General features: G+C 32.6%; 18 protein-coding genes. All 18 read left to right on the top strand.

Annotation, left to right across the window (positions count from 1 at the left end; all coding sequences use genetic code 11):
• Window positions 1–3 precede the first annotated feature (3 nt).
• The 18 genes from ABEQ24_RS06675 (at window position 4) to ABEQ24_RS06590 (ending at window position 20,543) form a co-directional block, all read left to right on the top strand.
• Entirely contained in the window at window positions 4–1,035 is a 1,032-nt protein-coding gene (locus ABEQ24_RS06675) for a glycosyltransferase family 2 protein (RefSeq protein WP_430006046.1), read from the top strand.
• An 18-nt stretch (window positions 1,036–1,053) separates the two neighbouring features.
• On the top strand, window positions 1,054–2,217 hold the full coding sequence (locus ABEQ24_RS06670) for a polysaccharide pyruvyl transferase family protein (RefSeq protein WP_430006045.1): 1,164 nt from the start codon (window positions 1,054–1,056) through the stop codon (window positions 2,215–2,217).
• A gap of 9 nt (window positions 2,218–2,226) precedes the next feature.
• A complete protein-coding gene (locus ABEQ24_RS06665) occupies window positions 2,227–3,420 on the top strand; it encodes a glycosyltransferase (RefSeq protein ID WP_430006044.1) in 1,194 nt (397 codons plus the stop codon).
• Window positions 3,421–3,431: 11 nt separating this feature from the next.
• A complete protein-coding gene (locus ABEQ24_RS06660; RefSeq protein ID WP_430006043.1) occupies window positions 3,432–4,619 on the top strand; it encodes a glycosyltransferase in 1,188 nt (395 codons plus the stop codon).
• A gap of 15 nt (window positions 4,620–4,634) precedes the next feature.
• Window positions 4,635–5,804 carry a glycoside hydrolase family 88 protein gene (locus ABEQ24_RS06655; protein ID WP_430006042.1) on the top strand — a complete coding sequence of 390 codons (1,170 nt, stop codon included), beginning with the start codon at window positions 4,635–4,637 and terminating at the stop codon, window positions 5,802–5,804.
• 66 nt (window positions 5,805–5,870) lie between these two features.
• A complete protein-coding gene (locus tag ABEQ24_RS06650) occupies window positions 5,871–7,427 on the top strand; it encodes a lipopolysaccharide biosynthesis protein (protein ID WP_430006041.1) in 1,557 nt (518 codons plus the stop codon).
• Between the two features lie 22 nt (window positions 7,428–7,449).
• Window positions 7,450–8,046, top strand: a complete 597-nt coding sequence (locus ABEQ24_RS06645; protein WP_430006040.1) for a sugar transferase — start codon at window positions 7,450–7,452, stop codon at window positions 8,044–8,046.
• 4 nt (window positions 8,047–8,050) lie between these two features.
• Window positions 8,051–8,674, top strand: a complete 624-nt coding sequence (locus tag ABEQ24_RS06640) for an acetyltransferase (protein WP_430006126.1) — start codon at window positions 8,051–8,053, stop codon at window positions 8,672–8,674.
• 22 nt (window positions 8,675–8,696) lie between these two features.
• The gene (locus ABEQ24_RS06635; RefSeq protein ID WP_430006039.1) at window positions 8,697–9,854 is read left to right on the top strand and encodes an aminotransferase class I/II-fold pyridoxal phosphate-dependent enzyme; all 1,158 of its coding nucleotides are present in this window, start codon (window positions 8,697–8,699) and stop codon (window positions 9,852–9,854) included.
• An 84-nt stretch (window positions 9,855–9,938) separates the two neighbouring features.
• Window positions 9,939–10,973 (top strand): UDP-glucose 4-epimerase GalE, encoded by a 1,035-nt coding sequence (gene galE, locus ABEQ24_RS06630; protein ID WP_430006038.1) that lies wholly within the window; start codon window positions 9,939–9,941, stop codon window positions 10,971–10,973.
• A 203-nt stretch (window positions 10,974–11,176) separates the two neighbouring features.
• Complete coding sequence (locus tag ABEQ24_RS06625) at window positions 11,177–13,123, top strand: asparagine synthase-related protein (protein WP_430006037.1); 1,947 nt, start codon at window positions 11,177–11,179, stop codon at window positions 13,121–13,123.
• Window positions 13,124–13,137: 14 nt separating this feature from the next.
• Window positions 13,138–13,293: a paeninodin family lasso peptide gene (locus ABEQ24_RS06620; RefSeq protein ID WP_430006036.1), complete on the top strand. Its 156-nt coding sequence runs from the start codon at window positions 13,138–13,140 to the stop codon at window positions 13,291–13,293.
• Window positions 13,294–13,405: 112 nt separating this feature from the next.
• Window positions 13,406–14,347 carry an aldolase gene (locus ABEQ24_RS06615; RefSeq protein ID WP_430006035.1) on the top strand — a complete coding sequence of 314 codons (942 nt, stop codon included), beginning with the start codon at window positions 13,406–13,408 and terminating at the stop codon, window positions 14,345–14,347.
• Window positions 14,334–14,624, top strand: coding sequence for a lasso peptide biosynthesis PqqD family chaperone (locus tag ABEQ24_RS06610; protein ID WP_430006034.1), 291 nt, complete (start codon window positions 14,334–14,336; stop codon window positions 14,622–14,624). Before ABEQ24_RS06615 ends, ABEQ24_RS06610 begins: the two co-directional genes overlap by 14 nt.
• A gap of 9 nt (window positions 14,625–14,633) precedes the next feature.
• Window positions 14,634–15,077, top strand: a complete 444-nt coding sequence (locus ABEQ24_RS06605; RefSeq protein ID WP_430006033.1) for a lasso peptide biosynthesis B2 protein — start codon at window positions 14,634–14,636, stop codon at window positions 15,075–15,077.
• 14 nt (window positions 15,078–15,091) lie between these two features.
• Window positions 15,092–16,249: a nucleotidyltransferase domain-containing protein gene (locus ABEQ24_RS06600; protein WP_430006032.1), complete on the top strand. Its 1,158-nt coding sequence runs from the start codon at window positions 15,092–15,094 to the stop codon at window positions 16,247–16,249.
• 18 nt (window positions 16,250–16,267) lie between these two features.
• Window positions 16,268–18,067 carry an ABC transporter ATP-binding protein gene (locus ABEQ24_RS06595; RefSeq protein ID WP_430006031.1) on the top strand — a complete coding sequence of 600 codons (1,800 nt, stop codon included), beginning with the start codon at window positions 16,268–16,270 and terminating at the stop codon, window positions 18,065–18,067.
• Window positions 18,068–18,203: 136 nt separating this feature from the next.
• Entirely contained in the window at window positions 18,204–20,543 is a 2,340-nt protein-coding gene (locus ABEQ24_RS06590) for a right-handed parallel beta-helix repeat-containing protein (RefSeq protein WP_430006030.1), read from the top strand.

Raw genomic sequence — 20,543 nt, 5'->3', positions numbered from 1 at the left:
AACATGGATATTAAGGTAAGTGTGATCATTCCTGTTTATAACGCAGAAGAGTATTTATCCAGGTGTTTGACTTCTCTAACTAGTCAAACCTTAAAAGAATGTGAATTTATTTTTGTAAATGACGGCTCAATAGACAATAGCGTAGTAATTATTAATAAATATATACTGAACGACAAGAGAATAAAATTAATCAATCAAAATAATATGGGAGTTAGCATAGCGAGAAATACTGGATTGAAAAATGCAACTGGAGAGTATATAGGTTTTGTTGATGCTGACGATTATGTTTCCTTAGAATTCTTTGAGAAAATGTATTCAGCTGCATCAGAAAATAACTGTGATGTAGTTTTTTCGAATATGCTTGAAGAACTTGAAGGGAAACAAATATTGACTAAATATCCTTTTCAGTCTGATATTAACTTATACCAATCTTATATAAATGAAAATATTTTACCTTACTTCATTAAAGCGGATAATCTTAATTCTGTATGCAACAAAATATTCAAACATGAAGTCTTGCAAAAATACATGATTAAATTTCCTGAAAGAGTTGAATTAGGAGAAGATAGCATATTTAATATTATTGTTTTCAGTTATGCATATAAAGTTAAATACTTAAACATCACTGGGTATTATTATAAGGAAGTAAAAGGAAGTGCAACTAGAAACATCATTGAAAAAGATTACTTTAAGAGATCACTTCAAGTATACTCTATGAAATACCCAGATATATTTGAAAAAAAAATCGCAAATCTAGATACTCAGCATATTAGATCAATAAAGTTAATAAATAGCGTATTTTCATATATTTACATTTATTTAAATCCAAGAAATCAAATGAAGTTTAGTAAAAAATTAAAATACGTAAGCTCAATGATAGGTAATGATCTAGTGAGAGAATCATTGCCTTTTTATTATGTAAATCATTATAAGCATGCATCCAAATATGAAAAATTAATTTATTTGTTTGTTAAGAGAAAGTCTTCTTTAGGTTTATTAATTACAGTTCTATATAGCTGGTTTAGAAATAACTAATTAAAGGTGGTAATTGATATGAAAATAATGATGTTTGCTCATGGTGGAAGTTTAAACAGAGGTTGTGAAGCAATTGTAAGATCTTCAACAAATATCATTAAAGAAAATATAAATGGAGCTGAAATTTCACTCGCATCTGAAAAACCAGAAACAGATTTAATCTTAGAAAATGTAGATAGAATATTGGATGCTTCTAGATTATCCATAAAAAAATATTCTATAAATTGGTTGTTATCTGGATTATTTATAAAGTTTTTTAAAAGTGAATCATTCGCATTAAAAAAAATGCACCAAAAAACAATTAAATGTATAAAAGAAAATAATGTTTGCCTCTCTATAGGAGGAGATAATTACTGTTATGGAGAACAGCCAGGATGGTATGAGGTAAATAAGAGAATCAAAGCTCAAGGGAGAAAATTAGTTTTATGGGGCTGTTCTATTGGTGAAGAAGACATGTCTCCACGGAAATTGGAAGATTTAAAATTATATGATCTTATTTTGGCAAGAGAGTCAATAACATACAAGATGCTTCTGGATAAAGGACTTAAAAACGTTAACTTAGTTGCAGATCCCGCTTTTACAATGGAAAAAGAAGAATTAGAGCTTCCGGATGGTTGGCAGGATGGCAATACAATCGGTCTGAATTTTAGTCCCCTTGTCTGGAAAAAAAATAAAGAATCACAAAATGCTCTTAGAAGCTTAATTGAGTATATCCTGGCCTCTACGGACATGACGATAGCATTAACACCCCATGTAATATATGAAGGAAACAATGATTATGAAATATTACACAAGTTTTATTCAGATTATAAGCACAGTAGAAGGGTTCTGATTTTACCTGATCATTTGAATGCAATTCAATATAAAGGGTATATTGGCAGAATGAGATTTTTCATTGGAGCGAGAACGCATGCTACGATAGCAGCTTATTCAAATTGTGTTCCCACAATGGTACTGGGATATTCCGTGAAGTCAAAGGGGATTGCAAAAGATTTATTCGGAGAAGAAAAACTGGTTTTGAATATTAATGAACTTTCTGATTCAAATAAATTAATTTATACTTTTAACGAGATGTTAACAAATGAAAAAGAAATAATTGCAAAGTTAGAAGAGGCTATTCCGAGAACAAAGTTGATGTCATATAAAGCAGTAGAATATTTAAATGAAATGTCTATAAAATAGGGGTTCAATATGAAGAAGAATATATTATTTGTTATTCCTGGATTGGATGCAGGCGGCGGTGAGAAAAGTTTGGTAAATTTATTAACGCAGATTGACTTTGAGAGGTATAACGTTGATCTTTTATTATTCAATCAAGATGGAATATTTATGAGGTACCTTCCAAAGGAGGTAAACTTATTGCCGTTTCCAGATGAGTTTTCAATTTTTTCTCTTCCGGCTTTAGAGTCAATAAGAAAATTTCTTTATTCTGGTAATGTGAGCATGGCTTATAACAGAGCCTTATTTGCCATAAGAAACAAACTGACTAAAAATGTATCAAGAAAAGAGCAATATAACTGGAAGTACTTTTCAAAAGCCTTTCCATTTTTGGAAAAAAGATATGATACAGCGATAGGTTTTTTGGAAAAATCTTCTACTTATTATTGTGTTGATAAGGTGAATGCCAATAAGAAAATCGGGTGGGTACATATCGATTACGATAAGATTGGTATGGATCCAAACTATGATATTAACTACTTTAATCAACTTGACCATATTGTAACGGTGTCAGAGGAATGTAGGAACATTTTAAAACAACGATTTCCAAGTCAAAAAAATAAAATAAAAGTCATTTATAATATTGTTTCTCCAAGTGTTATAAGAAAGATGGCTTCTCAAAATATTATGGAAGAGAAATTAAAATTAAATTCTAATGAAATTACTATATTAACTATAGGAAGGCTTCATTTTCAAAAAGGGTATGACCTAGCAATAGAAGCATGCAGCTTGTTAGTTGAAAAAGGAATAAATATTAAATGGAGTGTAATTGGAGAAGGCGAAGAAAGAGAAAAACTTCAAAAATTAATAAGAAGCAAAAATCTTCAAAAACATTTTATCTTGCAAGGAATAGAGCCTAATCCATATCCTTTCATTGAAAAAGCAGATTATTACGTACAAACATCAAAATTCGAGGGGAAATCTATTGCTATTGATGAAGCAAAAATATTAAAAAAACCCATCTTAGTTACAGATTTTAGCACTGCAAAAGATCAAATCAACAACGGGATTGATGGAATTATTGTAGATATGAATGCAGTTGCGATAGCATCTGGAATTGAGAAACTTATTAATGACTCAAATTTGAGAAATAAGTTAATAAAAAACCTTTCGTCACAAGTATTGGGAACAGAAGGTGAAATTGATAAGTTTTATAAAATAATATAATGGAGCTGGCTATGAAAAAAAAAATATTGTTCATTATGCCCAATCTAAATTGCGGTGGGGCTGAAAAAGCCCTAATCTCTTTATTAGAAACATTAGATTTTTCTATTTATGATGTTGACTTATATCTCTTTAAGCATGAAGGATTATTCTTTAATAAAATTCCAAAAGAAGTAAACATCTTGCCTGAGCAGAATGGATTCTATTTGTTTGATATGCCTTTTAAAAAAGCTATTAAGAAATCCTTTGAAAATAAAGATTATAAAAGCATAATTGCTAGAATCGGGGCCGGTTATATTTTTAAAACAGAACAAAATAGAGCTAGATGTGAACAAAGAGTTTGGAGATATATGTCTACAACTTTTAATAAAATTAAAAAAGAATATGACATTGCGATTGGATATTTAGAAAAAAATTCAATCTTTTTTTGTGTAGACAAAGTTTCAGCTAAGCGGAAATTAGGTTTCATTCACAATGACTACATTCAATTAGGAATGGACCCAAAAATAGATTGTAAATATTTCGAAAAATTAGACTTTTTAGTGACGGTTTCAGAGCAATGTTCAGAAGTGTTAAAACAAAATTTCCCTAAATATGTTAATAAAATAGAAGTGATGCAAAATATTATTTCAGAATCAATGATCCAAAAAATGTCCTTAGAAAATATAAATACTAATACTGAATGTATAAACATAGTTACCATTGGAAGATTGACCTACCAAAAAGGATATGATCTAGCTATAAAAACTTGTAAAGAATTAGTTGAAAAGGGTTTTAATGTAGTTTGGAAAGTTATTGGTGAAGGGGAGGAACGACTAAACTTAGAAAAAATGATTAAGGAAAATAATTTAGAGAATTCTTTTTTACTCATAGGTATAAAAGAAAATCCTTATCCGTATATAAGACATGCAGATATTTATGTCCAAACTTCTAGATTTGAGGGCAAATCAATTGCTATTGATGAGGCTAAAATCCTTCATAAGCCGATTGTTGTTACTAATTTTTCAACTGTTAAAGATCAAATTCTTCATAATCACAATGGTCTGATTGTAGAAATGAACTTTAAAGCTATAGCTAAGGGTATAGAAAAACTAATAATTGAGGAAGAATTAAGAAAAAAAATTATTCTAGCACTTACTAAAGAGAATAATGGAACAGAACACGAAATTGAAAAGTTCTATAAATTGATAGAAGCGAACTAGGGAGCAGGAAAAACAATGATTCTTAAATTTACTGTATATATCTTCCTATTATTACTATTAGTTTTCATATTATTTGATATAATACCAAAACTAAATGATTGGTTTAGTAGAATTCACATTGGCCGATTTAAAAATAAGACAGAATGGCAAAAATCTATTACTAACAGGGGTGAAAAATGGTTAATCCATACCCCTAGGATTATGGTTACTGATAATACAAGACTAATTCTAATAGATATTATTAAAGGGAATTACTCTAGAAAAGAAATACAATACTGGCAAGAAGCTTCAATAATTTTGGGCTTAACTTCACAAACCTCAGTTCAAAAAAAATCGAAAGCATTGCTGCAAAAATATTTGAATACGAAATTCGATAAAAATGGTGACTGGAAAAGTGCCCCGACTGAAATAGATGCTGCTATTTTAGCATATTCAGTTATGAAAATAGATTGTATGGATACTAAAAAATATAAAAAAGCATTTGATTATACTTGGAACCTAATAAGAGACCATGTAGGAGAAGATGGAACTGTAGGTTATCGAAAATCTATGATGGCGTATAGATATGTAGATACAATTGGGTTTATCTGTCCTTTTTTAATAGCTTATGGGAATAAATTCAAGAAACAAGAGTGTATTGATTTAGCTATAAAGCAAATTAAATCATTTGAGAAGTATGGAATACTTAAACAACATTTTATTCCAGCTCACGCTTACAAAGTTTCAAATTATGTCCCAGTCGGATTATATGGGTGGGGTAGAGGGATGGGATGGTATGCTTTAGGATTAATAGATAGCTGGAAAGAATTATCATTAGAGAATAATGATAAACACTACTTGGAAGAGAGTATTGTTCGATTAGCTAAAGCAGCTTTAAAGTTACAACAACTGGATGGCAGTTGGAAATGGACAATAACGAGAGATGAATCTAGATCTGATTCTTCCACTACTGCAATCTTAGCATGGTTTATGCTAAATGCATCACAAATAAAGGAGCTTTCAATAGAGTGTAATGCAAGCACTCAAAAAGCTGTTTCATTTTTAATGAATGTTACACGGAGAAATGGTGCAGTAGATTTTTCACAAGGAGATACAAAAGATATTGGAGTTTATTCAATGTTGTTTAACATCTTACCCTTTACTCAAGGGTTATGTATTAGAATTATCAATTCTATGAAATTATAGAATTGAAGTTTATATTCCACATTAATTGAATAAAGACATAAGTCATATACAAAACGGAGATCAGATATGAGAGTAAAAAATTCATTAATAAATATATCTGCAGGCTTAGGCAACCAAGTCATTATAACTCTTCTAAGCTTTGTTTCAAGAACAGTTTTTATCTATAGCTTAGGAATAGAGTACCTTGGTTTGAATGGCTTACTAACTAATGTTCTTGGAATGCTGACGCTGGTCGAAGCTGGATTTGGCGCCAGTATTATGTACAGTTTATATAAACCTGTCTCAGATAATGATCATAAAAAAATAAGTGCATTAATGAATTTATACAAAAGAGTCTATTTAGTGATAGCTTTTGTGGTTCTTGCTCTTGGTTTGCTGCTTCTTCCGTTTTTAAGTTTTATAATTAAAGATACAAAAATTGAAAACGTTACGTTAATCTATCTTATTTTTCTATTGAATACTGTCCTGCCTTATCTGTATGTACATAAAAGTTCTTTTTTGAATGTTTGCCAAAAAAATTATATTGTAACTGGTTTTTATACAGTATCAGCCATTATATCTACTTTGCTTAAAATTTTTATTTTGCATTACACTCAAAATTATTTGTTGTTCTTAGCAATAGAAAGTGTCATTACACTTGTTACTTCGGTATCATTAGCTATGGTAGTAAATAGGATGTATCCTTTCCTAAAAAGTAAATCAAGCCAGAAAATTGACAAGGATACAAAGGATCATATTATTAAAAATGTGAAAGCTATTATACTCCAGAATATTGGTGTTTTTCTTATTTTCGGAACAGATAATATCATTATTTCTTCTTTTGTGAGTGTAGCTGCGGTAGGATTGTACTCGAATTATCATATGCTCATCGAAATTTTTAGAACCTTTACTTATCAAATCTTTAACAATCTATATCACAGTATTGGAAACCTGGTGGCAAATGAAAGCAAGGAAAAAGTTTATCAAATCTTTAAAGTTATAATGTTTTTGAATTTTTGGCTGTATTCACTTTTTTCAATTGTAATATTTATCCTCATAGAGCCCTTTATTTCTTTGTGGATAGGATCTGATTATTTGTTAGGAAACGGTGTTCTAATTGTTCTCATTATCCTTTTTTACGAAAGAGGGATGAGAAACTCCATAACTACTGTGAAGACAACAGCAGGGATATTTCATGAAGATCGCTTTGCACCTCTTATTCAGGCTTTTATCAATCTATTCTTTTCAATTTTACTGGTTAAACAATTAGGCCTAATTGGGGTTTTTATAGGAACCTTAATCAGTACAGTGCTTGTTCCTTTCTGGACTACTCCTTACTTTGTTTGTAAAAGGTTTTTTAAAATATCCATATGGGTTTATTACAAGAGTTACACTTATTACACTTTAATAGCAATAGCTGCTTGCTTATTAACCTACATTTTATCAAGCTTTATTCAAGCAGATACCTTCTTAATGCTTATTCTAAAAGGGATTGTTTGTTTTACAGTACCAAATGGATTTTACATTTTATTATTTAGAAAAACGGATGAATATATCTATCTGGCAAACATCTTAACAGGTTTGCTGAACAACATTTCAAAAAAAATAAAAGGTAATCTGAAAAATTCTCAAATCAGCCGATAAGACAGATGCATAGGAGGACGGGATGAAAAAAATCTTTGATATAACCTTGGCATTTTTTGCACTTATCATTCTTTTTATAGCAATTATAGTCATTGCTATATTAGTGAAGTACAAAATTGGATCTCCAGTTATCTTTAAACAAGTTAGACCAGGATTAAATAAAAAGCCATTTTCTCTTTACAAATTCCGCACGATGACGGATGAAAAAGATGAAAATGGTTTTTTATTATCTGATGAAGAAAGAATTACTTCATTTGGGTTGTTCTTGAGAAAATATAGTCTGGATGAATTACCTCAATTATTTAACGTTTTAAAAGGAGAACTAAGTTTAGTTGGTCCCAGACCATTACTGATGGAGTATCTGCCCTTGTATACGGAGGAACAGGCAAAAAGGCATCTAGTTAGGCCGGGTATTACAGGCTGGGCTCAAATTAATGGCAGAAACGCTATATCATGGGAAAAAAAATTCGATTTGGATGTTTGGTATGTAAACAATCAAAGCGTATTGCTTGATATGAAGATTTTACTTCTAACGATAAAGAAAGTAATTAAGTCTGATGGTATCAACCAAGCTGGTTTTGCCACTATAGAAAGGTTTAAAGGAGCAGGAAATGAGTGAAAAAATGAAAATTGTCGTTATTGGGCATGGGGGACACAGTAAAGTTGTTTGTGACATGATATTGGAGCAAAATAGTTACCAGATTACAGCAGTTCTTGATGATAAGTTTGAAGCAATTGAAGAATTTGAAGGCGTTATATATGGTCAGGTCAAAATCTATCATGAACTTTTAAGTAAGTACCCTGATATTAAGTTTATTGTTGCTATTGGAGACAACAATATTCGTATGAAAATAATAGAAGAGTTGAATCTGAGCCCAAATCAATTTGCCACGATCATTCATCCTGCGGCAATCGTAAGTCAATCTGCAAAAATAGGAGTAGGTTCTGTATTAATGCCCGGCTGTATTGTAAATGCAAACACAAAAATTGGTGACCATTCCATAATAAATACAGGTTGTATTATAGAGCATGATAATTGTATTAAGGATTTCGTGCACATTTCTCCGAATGCAACTTTGACAGGAAGTGTGACTGCAGGTACTGGTTCTCATATTGGAGCTTCAGCTACCATTATTCCTAATAAAACTATCGGGGAATGGGCTATAGTTGGAGCCGGTTCAGTAGTGATTCATCATATCTCCAATCGCAGAACGGCTGCAGGGATTCCAGCGAGGTATCTAGATTAAAAGGACCGGAAGGAGAATATTAATGAACAAAAGAATCTACTTGTCTCCTCCGCACATGAGCGGAAATGAACAGAAGTACATTAATCAGGCTTTTGAAAGTAATTGGATCGCTCCTCTAGGTCCTAATGTAAATGCATTTGAAAAAGAAATGGCAAACTATGTGGGGGCACAAGGTGCTGTAGCACTGAGTTCAGGAACAGCAGCCATTCATTTAGCCCTGAAACTATTGGAAGTAAAGAAGGGGGATTATGTTTTCTGCTCTACACTAACTTTTGTAGCGAGTGCAAATCCAATTCTTTATGAAAGGGCAATTCCTGTTTTTATAGATTCTGAACCCGACACATGGAATATGTCCCCTGAAGCATTAATACAAGCATTTCTTGATGCAGAAAAAAGAAATCAACTACCTAAGGCTGTCATTGTGGTAAACCTTTACGGTCAAATTGCTAAAATGGATGAAATTACAGCCATTTGTGACCTTTATGGTGTCCCAATTATCGAAGATGCAGCTGAATCACTCGGTTCCACATATAAAGGGAAAAACAGCGGCACTTTTGGTAAATTCGGTATTTTTTCCTTTAATGGAAATAAAATTATTACTACATCAGGTGGGGGAATGCTTGTTTCTGATGAAACAGAATTACTTGAAGAAGCCAGATTTCTTGCTGCACAAGCTAGAGACACAGCTCCTTATTATGAGCATAGTCAGACAGGTTACAATTATCGATTGAGTAACATCCTGGCAGGTATTGGGAGAGGTCAATTAGAGGTATTAGATGATCGAGTGAGGTCACGAAGAGAAATCTTTGAATTATACAAAGAACAATTTTCTGAACTTCCAGGAGTTCAATTAATGCCAGAATTGGCTGAAACCAAATCTAATAGATGGCTTACAGCTTTAACTATAAATGAAGAAGAATTTGGAATGAATGCTGCTTCACTAATTCAACTGCTTGAAAAAGAAAACATTGAAGCAAGGCATGTTTGGAAACCATTGCATATGCAGCCATTATTCAAAGAATCATTATTTTATCCTCACAATGAAAACCATAGAATTTCGGAAGAATTATTTAATTTGGGTCTTTGTCTTCCATCAGGATCGGGAATGTCGAGAGATGATCAATTGATCATTATTAAGTGTATAAAATCAGCGATCATTACAAATTCTATTGCCGGTTAAAAATATAAAATCATTTAAACATCTGTTAAACATGTCATATCTAATGAGATGTTTATTTTCAATTGGGAGAAGGAGCGGAGAATATTGAAAATTTTAGTGACAGGCGGAGCTGGATATATCGGAACTCATATTTGTGTGGAATTGCTCGATGCTGGGTTTGAGATAGTTGTAGTTGACAATTTCTGCAATAGTCATCCTGCGGCACTTGATCGAGTAAAGCTTATCACGGGTAAAGATTTTATAAGTTATGATTTTGATTTAGGTCAAAAAGAGAAATTAGAAAACGTTTTTACTGAGAATGACATAGCTGCTGTAATCCATCTGGCAGGGCTAAAAGCTGTGGGTGAATCCGTTACAATACCTTTAAGATATTACCAGAATAACCTGATAAGCACGCTTAATCTTTGTGAAGTCATGGAAAACCATGATGTCTATAATCTTGTTTTCAGTTCTTCTGCAACTGTTTATGGTACACATGAAAGTATGCCGCTTAAAGAGGAATTACCTTTGCAAGCCACTAATCCATACGGAAGAACAAAATTGATGTCAGAAGAAATTCTAAGAGATTTGGGAATGTCAAACAGTAGATGGAGTATTTCGATTTTAAGATACTTCAATCCTGTAGGTGCACATAACAGTGGACTCATAGGCGAGGACCCGAATGGTATACCAAATAATCTTGTTCCTTATATCACACAAGTAGCCGTAGGAAAGCTTCAAGAATTAAGCATTTACGGCAACAATTATCCAACACCGGATGGAACCGGAATTAGAGATTACATTCATGTTGTTGACTTAGCTAAAGGTCATTTAAAGGCATTAGAGAAAGCACTAATAACTATAGGTGTTGAGACCTATAATCTTGGTACTGGATGTGGATCTAGCGTTTTAGAGGTAATTAATGAATTTGAGAGAGTATCAAAAAAGAAGATCCCTTTTACTGTTACAGAACGGAGAAAAGGAGATATTGCAATCAGTTATGCAAATTCTGAAAAAGCAGAAGCAGAGTTAAACTGGAAAGCGGCTAAATCTCTTCGTGATATGCTTGAAGATTCTTGGCAGTGGCAAGTAAGAAATCCTAATGGATACTCCGCCCCAATAAAAGTATTACAATCTTAATAAAGGCGTAATACTTTTGCTTTTTTTCCATCTTTCTACAAAAAAACGTTGTGTTCTTTTTGAATGTATAGTAATGTTCTTAATATAGAATATATAAAAAATTCGAGTCTTTAGAACTATGTAAAATAGTTAATTAGTAGATACAGATAAATGGTAATTAAAATCTTTTTGTTCTCTATTGAGAATGAATTAAGGGTGTAACAATGAGCGCTATCACAGGAATTTACCAGTTTAATAATACTGCGATTAAATATGAACATGCTAGAGTAATCATGGATGAATTCATACATTTTCCATCTGATGAAATCAAAATTTGGATAAATAAGCATCTGTTTTTTGGATGTCACGCTCAGTGGATCACTCCAGAGTCGATTAGTGAAATTTTACCCTATTATGATTCAATAAGAAAACTTGCAATAACAGCTGATGCTATTATTGATAATCGTGAGGAATTATTCGATAGGCTTGGTGTAAATCAGGGTTTAAGAAAAACGATGACAGATAGTGAATTAATCTTACTTACCTATGAGAAATGGAAAGAAGATTCGCCTAAATATTTGGTAGGTGATTTTGCTTATGTCATCTGGGATGAAAAACAGGAAATGATTTTTGGAGCAAGGGATTTTTCAGGAAGCAGAACCCTTTATTATGCTTACAGTAATAATGAATTTTGCTTTAGCAGTACCATAAAACCTTTAGTAAAAATAAGTAAAAGTAAAAAGAAACTTAATGAACAATGGATAGCTGAGTTTTTGGCAATTTCAGGCATGGTGGATACAGTAGACACTTCGATTACTCCCTATCAGAATATTAATCAATTGCAGCCATCTCACAGTTTCATACTTAAGCATGGAAAGGTCTATATTCAGCAATATTGTACTCTGAGTAATTTTAAAACCATTCGCTACAAAAACGACAACGATTACATTGAATCATTTCAGGAGGTTTTCCATGAAGCGGTTTCATCACGCTTAAGATCATATAAGGAAATTGGCGCTCAATTAAGCGGTGGATTAGATTCTGGAGCAATTGCAGGATTTGCTTCTAGAAAATTAAAAAAGACGGGTAAAAAGCTTCATACATATAGTTATATTCCACCAGATGATTTTGTGGACTTTACACCTAGACACTTATTGACAGATGAAACGCCGCTAATTAAATCAACTGTGAATTTTGTAGGCAACATTCAAGACAACTATCTTTCTTTTGAAGGAAGAGATCCTTACTCGGAGATAGATCCATTTTTAGATGTTATGGAGATGCCATACAAATTTTTTGAAAATTCATTTTGGCTTAAAGGAATGTTTGAGGAAGCTGCCAGAGATAATGTTGGAATTTTATTAAATGGAGGAAGAGGTAATTTATCCATTTCATGGGGTTCTGCAATAGAATACTATTCCATCCTGTTAAAGAAGTTAAAATGGATTAAATTGATGCGGGAACTACATCTATATAGTCTAAACGTTGGGGGCAGCAGATATAAAAGAATTCCGAGTATTGCTCAAACTGCATTTCCTGCACTTAATAAAATCTTGCCAAGCAGTTCACCTTATGAAATTCCTAATCCACTCAATGAAGACTTGGCTATTAAAACTAGAGTATATGAAAAACTTAAAGATTACGGAATTGGAGATAATGGCTGGTTTCTTGATGATAATATTTATAATCAAAGAAAAAGTCACTTTAAAGAGGTTTTTCACTGGAATGCAAGCAATACACTTGCCTCAAAGTTATCTATGCAATACTCATTGTGGAAGCGTGATCCATCCAACGATTTAAGAGTTATACGCTATTGTTTATCTTTGCCGGAAGAACAATATGTACAAAACGGTTTAGATAGAGCTTTGATCAGAAATGCTACAAAAAACTATTTGCCAAATGATATCCGATTAAATCAAAAAGTAAGAGGAGTACAAGGGGCAGATTGGGTACACCGCATGAATATGAATAGTCAATGGAAGAAACTAAGAATTGAAATAGATGAAATGGTAAATGACCATAGTACTCAACACATTTTCAATGTTCCTGTTATTAAAGAAGCCGTTGAGAATTTGAATTTTGGACCAATTCCTGAAAAGGCAATTGATCCAAATTATAAATCTTTAATGAGATGCTTAGTTGTATACCGGTTTATTAAAAATTTTATTTGAAGGGAGGTGAAAAAATGAAAAAAGAGTGGCAAGCTCCTGTATTAGAAGTTCTTGATGTGAAAATGACAATGGCTTCAACTGTACATGGCCCATATACTGATGAGGCTTATGTTCCAGGTACTCCTGTTGATCCTAATAACCCAGGAACATGGAAGAGATTCACTAGCTAATACAAGCATTTAAAATACTTATAATTTGCAATAATATGTTTGAAAGTCCCCTGCTGAATTTAACAGGGGACTTCATTCACAAGATTAATATAAGGATATTGGAGTGAGGCATTTGAGTGAAGTAACAAGATATTTAGCTTTCGGATATACAATCTATAGTGATATTAAATTTGAGGAGCTTCCGTTTGATAAAGATCAAATTGTCTACCCTAAACTAAATATCTTATTAGTTGACTTAAGTTGTGAGATGAAAAGATTTATTGAGAATGAAGAAGTTCAGTTTCATATAAAGGAGGAACAAGTGTGGCTGTTCATTCCAAACATAGCCGTTTTTTATATAGCGGGTGCCTGTACAATAAAAGTCCATATCTTAGATAGACAGAGAATGGATGTTGTAAAGATGTTTATTTTGGGAACTTGTATAGGCATCTGTCTGTTGCAAGACAAAATCCTGCCTCTACATGGAAGTGCCATTGAAATAAATGGAAAAGCCTATGCGTTTATTGGCCATTCCGGTGCTGGTAAGTCAACTCTTGCTTCTGCTTTCATTCAAAAAGGCTACAAACTTATCTCGGATGATGTAATACCTGTGAAATTAGATGACAGAAATATCCCTGTTGTAATTCCAGCATATCCGCAACAAAAACTCTGGAAAGAAAGCTTAGATCAATTTGGAATTGATTCAAAGAGCTTAACTCCTCTCTTCGAAAGGGAAACAAAGTTTGCAATTCCTGCAGGTGATCATTTTTTAAACAAAGAGGTTCCATTAGGCGGAGTTTTTGAGTTAACCAAAACAGCAGAAAATAATGTAATCGAAATTAATTCAATAACTAAATTACTTGCATTTAAAACGCTATATTTGCATACGTATAGGAATTTCCTACTCAACGACATGTGTCTGTTAGATTGGCACTTTAAGTTTACTGCAAACATAATAGAGAGAACTTTTGTTCAACAGATCATCAGACCGATTTCAAGGTTCACACCAAATGAACTAGTGAAGCAAGTTTTAGAAAATATACCTAAGGAGGAAATGCAAGTTGCAAACATTTAATCTTGAACTGCAAAGCATTGTCTGTCAAAAGCCTGGTTTTATAGTAAGTGATATGGATGGAGATAAAGTTATGATGAGTGTTGAAAACGGAAAATATTATAGTCTCGGATATGTAGGCGGAGATATTTGGGATATTATTTCTGAACCAATCGTAATAGAAAAAATTATTGAAAAAATTACTTCAAGTTATAAAGTTGAAGCTGCTCAGTGTAAAGAGCAAGTCGTTTCCTTTTTATCTTCTTTGCATAAGGAGCATCTAATTATTATTAAAAATTAGGAGATATAAATGAATCGAGTAAAAAGCATATTAACACTTAATAGACAAATGAAATTATTAATAGTGGAAGCTTTTATTTTTTTAGCGTTTGCCAGAGTAATTAAATGCCTTCCATTCTCCAAAACTTCTAAATACCTAGGTGAAAGGAATAAAGAATCTTCCATAACAAATTATGAGGCGAATTTAGATACTTTGAAAAATATATCTAGTGCTATCCATGTTGCTTCTAAGTATGCTCCTTGGGAAACGATGTGCTTAGTTAGGGCAATTGCTTCAATGAAGATGCTCGAACGAAGAGGAATTGATAGTACTTTATATATGGGCACTTCTAGAAATAATGTAAAAGAATTAACGGCTCATGCATGGCTTCGCAGCGGCAAGTACTATGTTACAGGGGCAAATGAAAGGCATCGTTTTACTATTACATGTACATTTGCAAAACGCTTAGGCTGAAAATAGGTGAATATATGAAAAAATTAATATTAAATACAGATCAACTTTCCTATGAACTGACATTAATTCTTCAAATCCTAAACCATGAAGATGGTTTGCTGAGAATTGAACCTGCCAAAAATATTGACTGGGACTTACTCGTTGAATTGTCTCTGCACCATCGTGTTTACGCTCTTCTTTATCCTAAGTTGAAAGGAATTGACGGAGTTCCTCTCAATATTTTGAATACCTTTGCATTTTTCTACAAACAAAATTCTTTTAATATGCTGCACCTTAGTGGACAAATGAAAAAAATTAGTCAATATTTTCTCGAAGAAAGAGTGGATGTACTTTTTTTGAAGGGACCTGTATTGTCTATAGATTTATATGGAGATCTTTCACTTAGGACATCCAGTGATATTGATGTACTCATTCCAATTGCTGATTTAGAAAAAGTTGATCAGTTGCTTACACAAATAGGGTTTGTTAAGGATGAATATATTACTAGTATTCTTGATGATTGGAAATGGAGACATCATCATGTGAATTATGAAAATCCGGACAGTGGAGTGAAATTAGAAGTGCATTGGAGACTTAATCCTGGTCCGGCAAAAGAACCTCCATTTGCTGATTTGTGGAACAGAAAAAGAAAAAGTGCATTAACAGAATTCCCAATTTATTATCTGGGAAGAGAAGATTTATTTATGTTTCTGTTAACTCATGGTGCGCGACATGGCTGGTCGAGGCTAAGATGGATGATTGATATTGATAGGCTTATTAAACAAAAAGTGGATTGGAATTTTCTAATGAGGCTGTTAAGAAGATATCAATATTCACATATCTGCGGTAAAGTAATTATTTTAGCAAATAATCTTCTTCAAACTCCTATACCTAATCAATCAAAACAATTAATTTCAAAACGTGCATTCAAATTAGCTGAGCTCACAATGTTCTATATAACGAGAATGGTTAATCTGCATACACCTCCTTTACCTAAAGCTGTAGAAAAGTACCATGCAAGATATCTTTTTTCTATTAAATCTCTCAGTCATAAAGTATATTATTTAGTAAGCTGTATGCTTCCATTCCCTAAGGATAAGGAAGTAATCATGCTGCCTTCCAGCATGCACTTTTTGTATATTCCCTTAAGGCCAATAATTTGGGCTATGAGAAAAAGCAAAAAAATTGCTTAAAGAGAGGAGGGGAATTTCATGGAGTCTGTATCTTACTTTATGAAACATCTACATAAATTTGCAGGCAGGTCCCTCTATTACACTTTTTTTGGAATGATTGTAATAGGCTTTTTAGATAGTATAGGGATTTTTTTACTCATTCCTTTAATGTCAATAACAGGTATCTTTAATATAGGAACCCATCAGTCATTCCCATTGTCAAATTTGTTTAGCTTCTTTCAAACTTTTTCAATGGAGTATAGTTTACTCATTGTCTTGGGGTTATATATATCTATAGTCCTTGCACAAAATATTTTTCAGCGTCAGCTGGCAATGCTAAGTACAAGAATTCAACAGGGTTATTTGAGGCACTTAAAAGAAGAGGTTTACAGAGGACTATTACAGGCTAGGTGGAAATATTTTTTAAATAAGCGAAAATCAGATTTGAACAATATTATGACCTCTGAAATCAATAGAGTAGCTGGAGGGACTCATTTTTTTCTTCAATTTATTGCATCACTTCTATTTACAGCAGTTCAAGTAGCTATAGCCTTATGGTTATCACCCTCTCTTACTGCGCTTGTCATTTTTTTTGGAATTATATTAAGTTTTTTTTCTAGAAAATTGATAAGACAGTCAAAAAACCTGGGCGGGGAAACATATGAACTTTCAAAAGCCTATTTCGCGGGTATATCAGATCATATGAACGGAATTAAGGATATAAAAAGCAACAACCTTGAAGGATTTCATTTCAATTGGTTTAGAGATATATCTGAAAAAATGGAATCTAATGTAAATGAATTGGCAAAAGTACGGGCAAACTCTCACTTTCTTTATAAAGTATCTTCTGGCATATTAATAGCAATATTTATGTATTTTGCCATCACGTTGTTTTATGCAAAAACAGCAGAATTGATGCTCATCATTCTAATATTTTCAAGGCTATGGCCAAAATTTACTGGAATTCAGTCAAATTTAGAGCAAATTGCTGCCACCATTCCTTCTTTTAAAGCTCTCATTTTACTTTTAAATACATGTAATGATGAAAGAGAAATCCAAAATTGGGATCAGAATTCAGAACATTCATTGGAAGTTAAAAAAGAAATTAAATGCTCAAACGTAAGTTTCAGATATCATGATAATGATACTGCATATGCATTACGTAATATCAACTTGTCCATTCCGTCAAATCAAATGACAGCTATTGTAGGTCGTTCCGGTGCTGGGAAAAGTACACTTATAGATATTTTAATGGGATTAATGACGCCGAAAGATGGGCTGGTGAGCATCGATGATACACCTTTAAGCGATAAAAACTTGTTGATGTTAAGGAGAACAATAAGTTATGTCCCTCAAGATCCTTTCTTATTTAATACAACAATCAGGGAAAATCTGCTGCTTATTAAACAAGATGCTACAGATGAAGATATGTGGGAGTCGCTGGAATTCTCTTCTGCATCTGAGTTCGTAAAAAAGCTGCCAAATGGGTTAGATACAATGATAGGGGATCGAGGTATCAGGCTATCAGGAGGAGAGAGACAAAGACTCGTTTTAGCAAGGGCTATATTAAAAAAACCTTCCATTTTAGTTTTAGATGAAGCAACGAGTGCTCTTGATACTGTCAATGAAGCTAAAATACAACAAGCTCTTACAAAGATAAAAGGAAAGATGACAATTATTGTAATCGCTCATCGAATGTCCACCATTAGAAATGCGGACCAAGTTATCGTTTTGGAGAACGGACAAGTTATACAGACCGGGGGATATCACCAGCTTACTCTGGATAAAAAAGGTATGTTCCGTCAGCTTCTAGGTAATCAGTTAAAGGCTAATTCTTAAGGCACTCAATCAAGAGTGCCTTTTACTTTAAAAAATATCTTTAGTCCAATCAACTTTTTATTAAATTCATATTTTATATAAACCACTTTAATAAGGATTGATATGTTAACTATTCTTATTATGAAAGGAAATTTGTATGTATTTAATAGAATTGGTGAGATGGAACATTACACAAGGAATTCCTAACAAACCTTATGCTAATGCAGACTATATAAAAGCAGATGCTAATATACAAGGCATTAACAACGCTATTCAGTATGCAAAAAACAACGGTTACTCTGGTGTGATCCTGCCAAAAGGCACATATGCAATTTGCTATCCTAGGGTCATAAAGATGGTAAGTAACTTAACTTTAAATCTTAATGGATCTACATTAAAGGTTATTTACGATTCAGATAGAAAATCTCCGTTTGATACAAGAACAACATCTGATTACTATAATTTTAGAGGCAACAGCATAGAATTCGACAATGTCAGTGATGCCCATTTGACTGGAGGGACTATCATTGGCTGCAGAGATGATAGAAGCTTCTTTAATGCTGCTCAGGAGCGGCGTATGGAACACACATATGGTGTGGTCTTTACGAAGAGCACAAGATATTGTTCAATTAAAAACTGTATTGTAAGAGATTATATGGGGGACAATGTTACATTTACAAGTTCATCTATAAGAGAACTAGCGGAATTTAATCTAGGCCTTACTTTAAATAACTTAGACTATACCTCTGGACAACCGATTTCTTCCTCGAACACTTTAGCCTCTTCTTTTATCACTATCCCAACTGATGCCACATTTTCATCATTCCTTATTGCTGGAGCTGGATATACGAGATTGACTGCTTTAACAACAAAAGATGTGGATGTCTTTTTTTACAAGTCAGACAATTCTTTTATTGGAGTTTTGAAAAAAAGAAAAATCTACAATGATATCTCAATACCTCTAGGTGCTGCTAAAATGAGGTTTGTCTTATTCAATGAAACGAATCCCCTCAAAAACATGCAAATTACTCTTAAATTTGGTTTAATTCCACATCATAACGTTGTAGAGTACAACGAAATCTTCAACGGGCACCGTGGAGGAATCTCTCTAGGAGGCAGTTACAATATTGTTCAAAATAATACAATTCGTGATAACGGGAAGGGAACCAACAGTTTCTTGGATGGAAAACCGATCTTTAGTGATCCTACAAGGTATGGAATTAATCAGGAAGACTCATATGGGGATAATTGTATTATTAGAAATAATTTAATTTATGGCAGTAATCATGGCATTTTAGCAGGGTGCTATTCAATACAAATTGAAAACAACCATATATACAATATGGATGGAATAGGGATTAATCTTTATAGCTTATTGTTCGCAAGTGTTAAAGGAAATGTAATCTATAATTGTACAACCAATATAGGACTAATGAGTTCGAATTTTGGAAATGCATATGTAAACATCCAGGGAAACAGTTTTACAGGAGGAAACTTATCATTTTTTGGCAACACTTCTTATCAAGTGAATTTTACAGACAACAATCTAGTAGACATCACTAATATAAATATGGGGACAAATAATGTTAACAATGTGTTTAGGAATAACCGCTTAAAGTATTCAAGTATTTCTGGAACTCCTTCAATTACTGCAAATGTCATAGAAGATTGTATCTTTGACTCAACTGTTCCTAGAGAATTTCTATTGCGTGTATACAAGTATAACAATTGTATATTTAATAACTTGAGAATAACTGTTCAAACGGTTAATGGTGCAACAGTTAGTGAGAAGGTGAAAATTAGCGACTGCGAATTCTTAAATTGCACTCTTACTAATTTAGTGTTTGGGACGAAAGATCGAGAACTGCTTATATTCAATTCAAAACTTACTGACACAATTGTTAAAGTTGGGAATATAAATTCTCAAGGATTCCCAGCGCAGACATTTCTAGAAAAATGTGAAATCATTTCAAACTCATTGACATATCTATTTGCAACAGATTTTAACCAGCCAAATGGATTGTTAAAATTAGTAGATTGTAATATAACCATTTCTAATTCATCTTTTTCTTATTTTATACACCATGATAAACCAATTGTATGGTCAGTGTTCACCTTTTTTATGAAAGATTCAACAGTTAAATATACAGGTTTAAGTGCTATAAGTCCAAATTATTACAATAACTCAAGGCCAATGATTAATTTTATTTCCGCAGACAACAACTATCAGAATATAAATTTACCGCCAGGTGAAGCTGGTATCTTTATAGGATATGATGTGGACGACACATATAAATCAACTATTTCATTAATGCCGGATGGTAATGGGTATTCAGCTACCGTAAATCATAATCTTGGTTCATCAGAATTGTATGTAAGATGTTTGTCATCGACTAATGAAATCGTTTATCCTGCTATCACTTTCTTAAATTCGAACTCCTTAGTAATTAAATCCACTACAAATATCCCTATAAATATAACAGTAAAAAAATTATAA

The organism is Metabacillus idriensis (assembly GCF_050483325.1).
GTDB classification, from domain to species: domain Bacteria; phylum Bacillota; class Bacilli; order Bacillales; family Bacillaceae; genus Bacillus_P; species Bacillus_P idriensis_A.
This window is presented reverse-complemented; position numbering and strand designations above follow the sequence as displayed.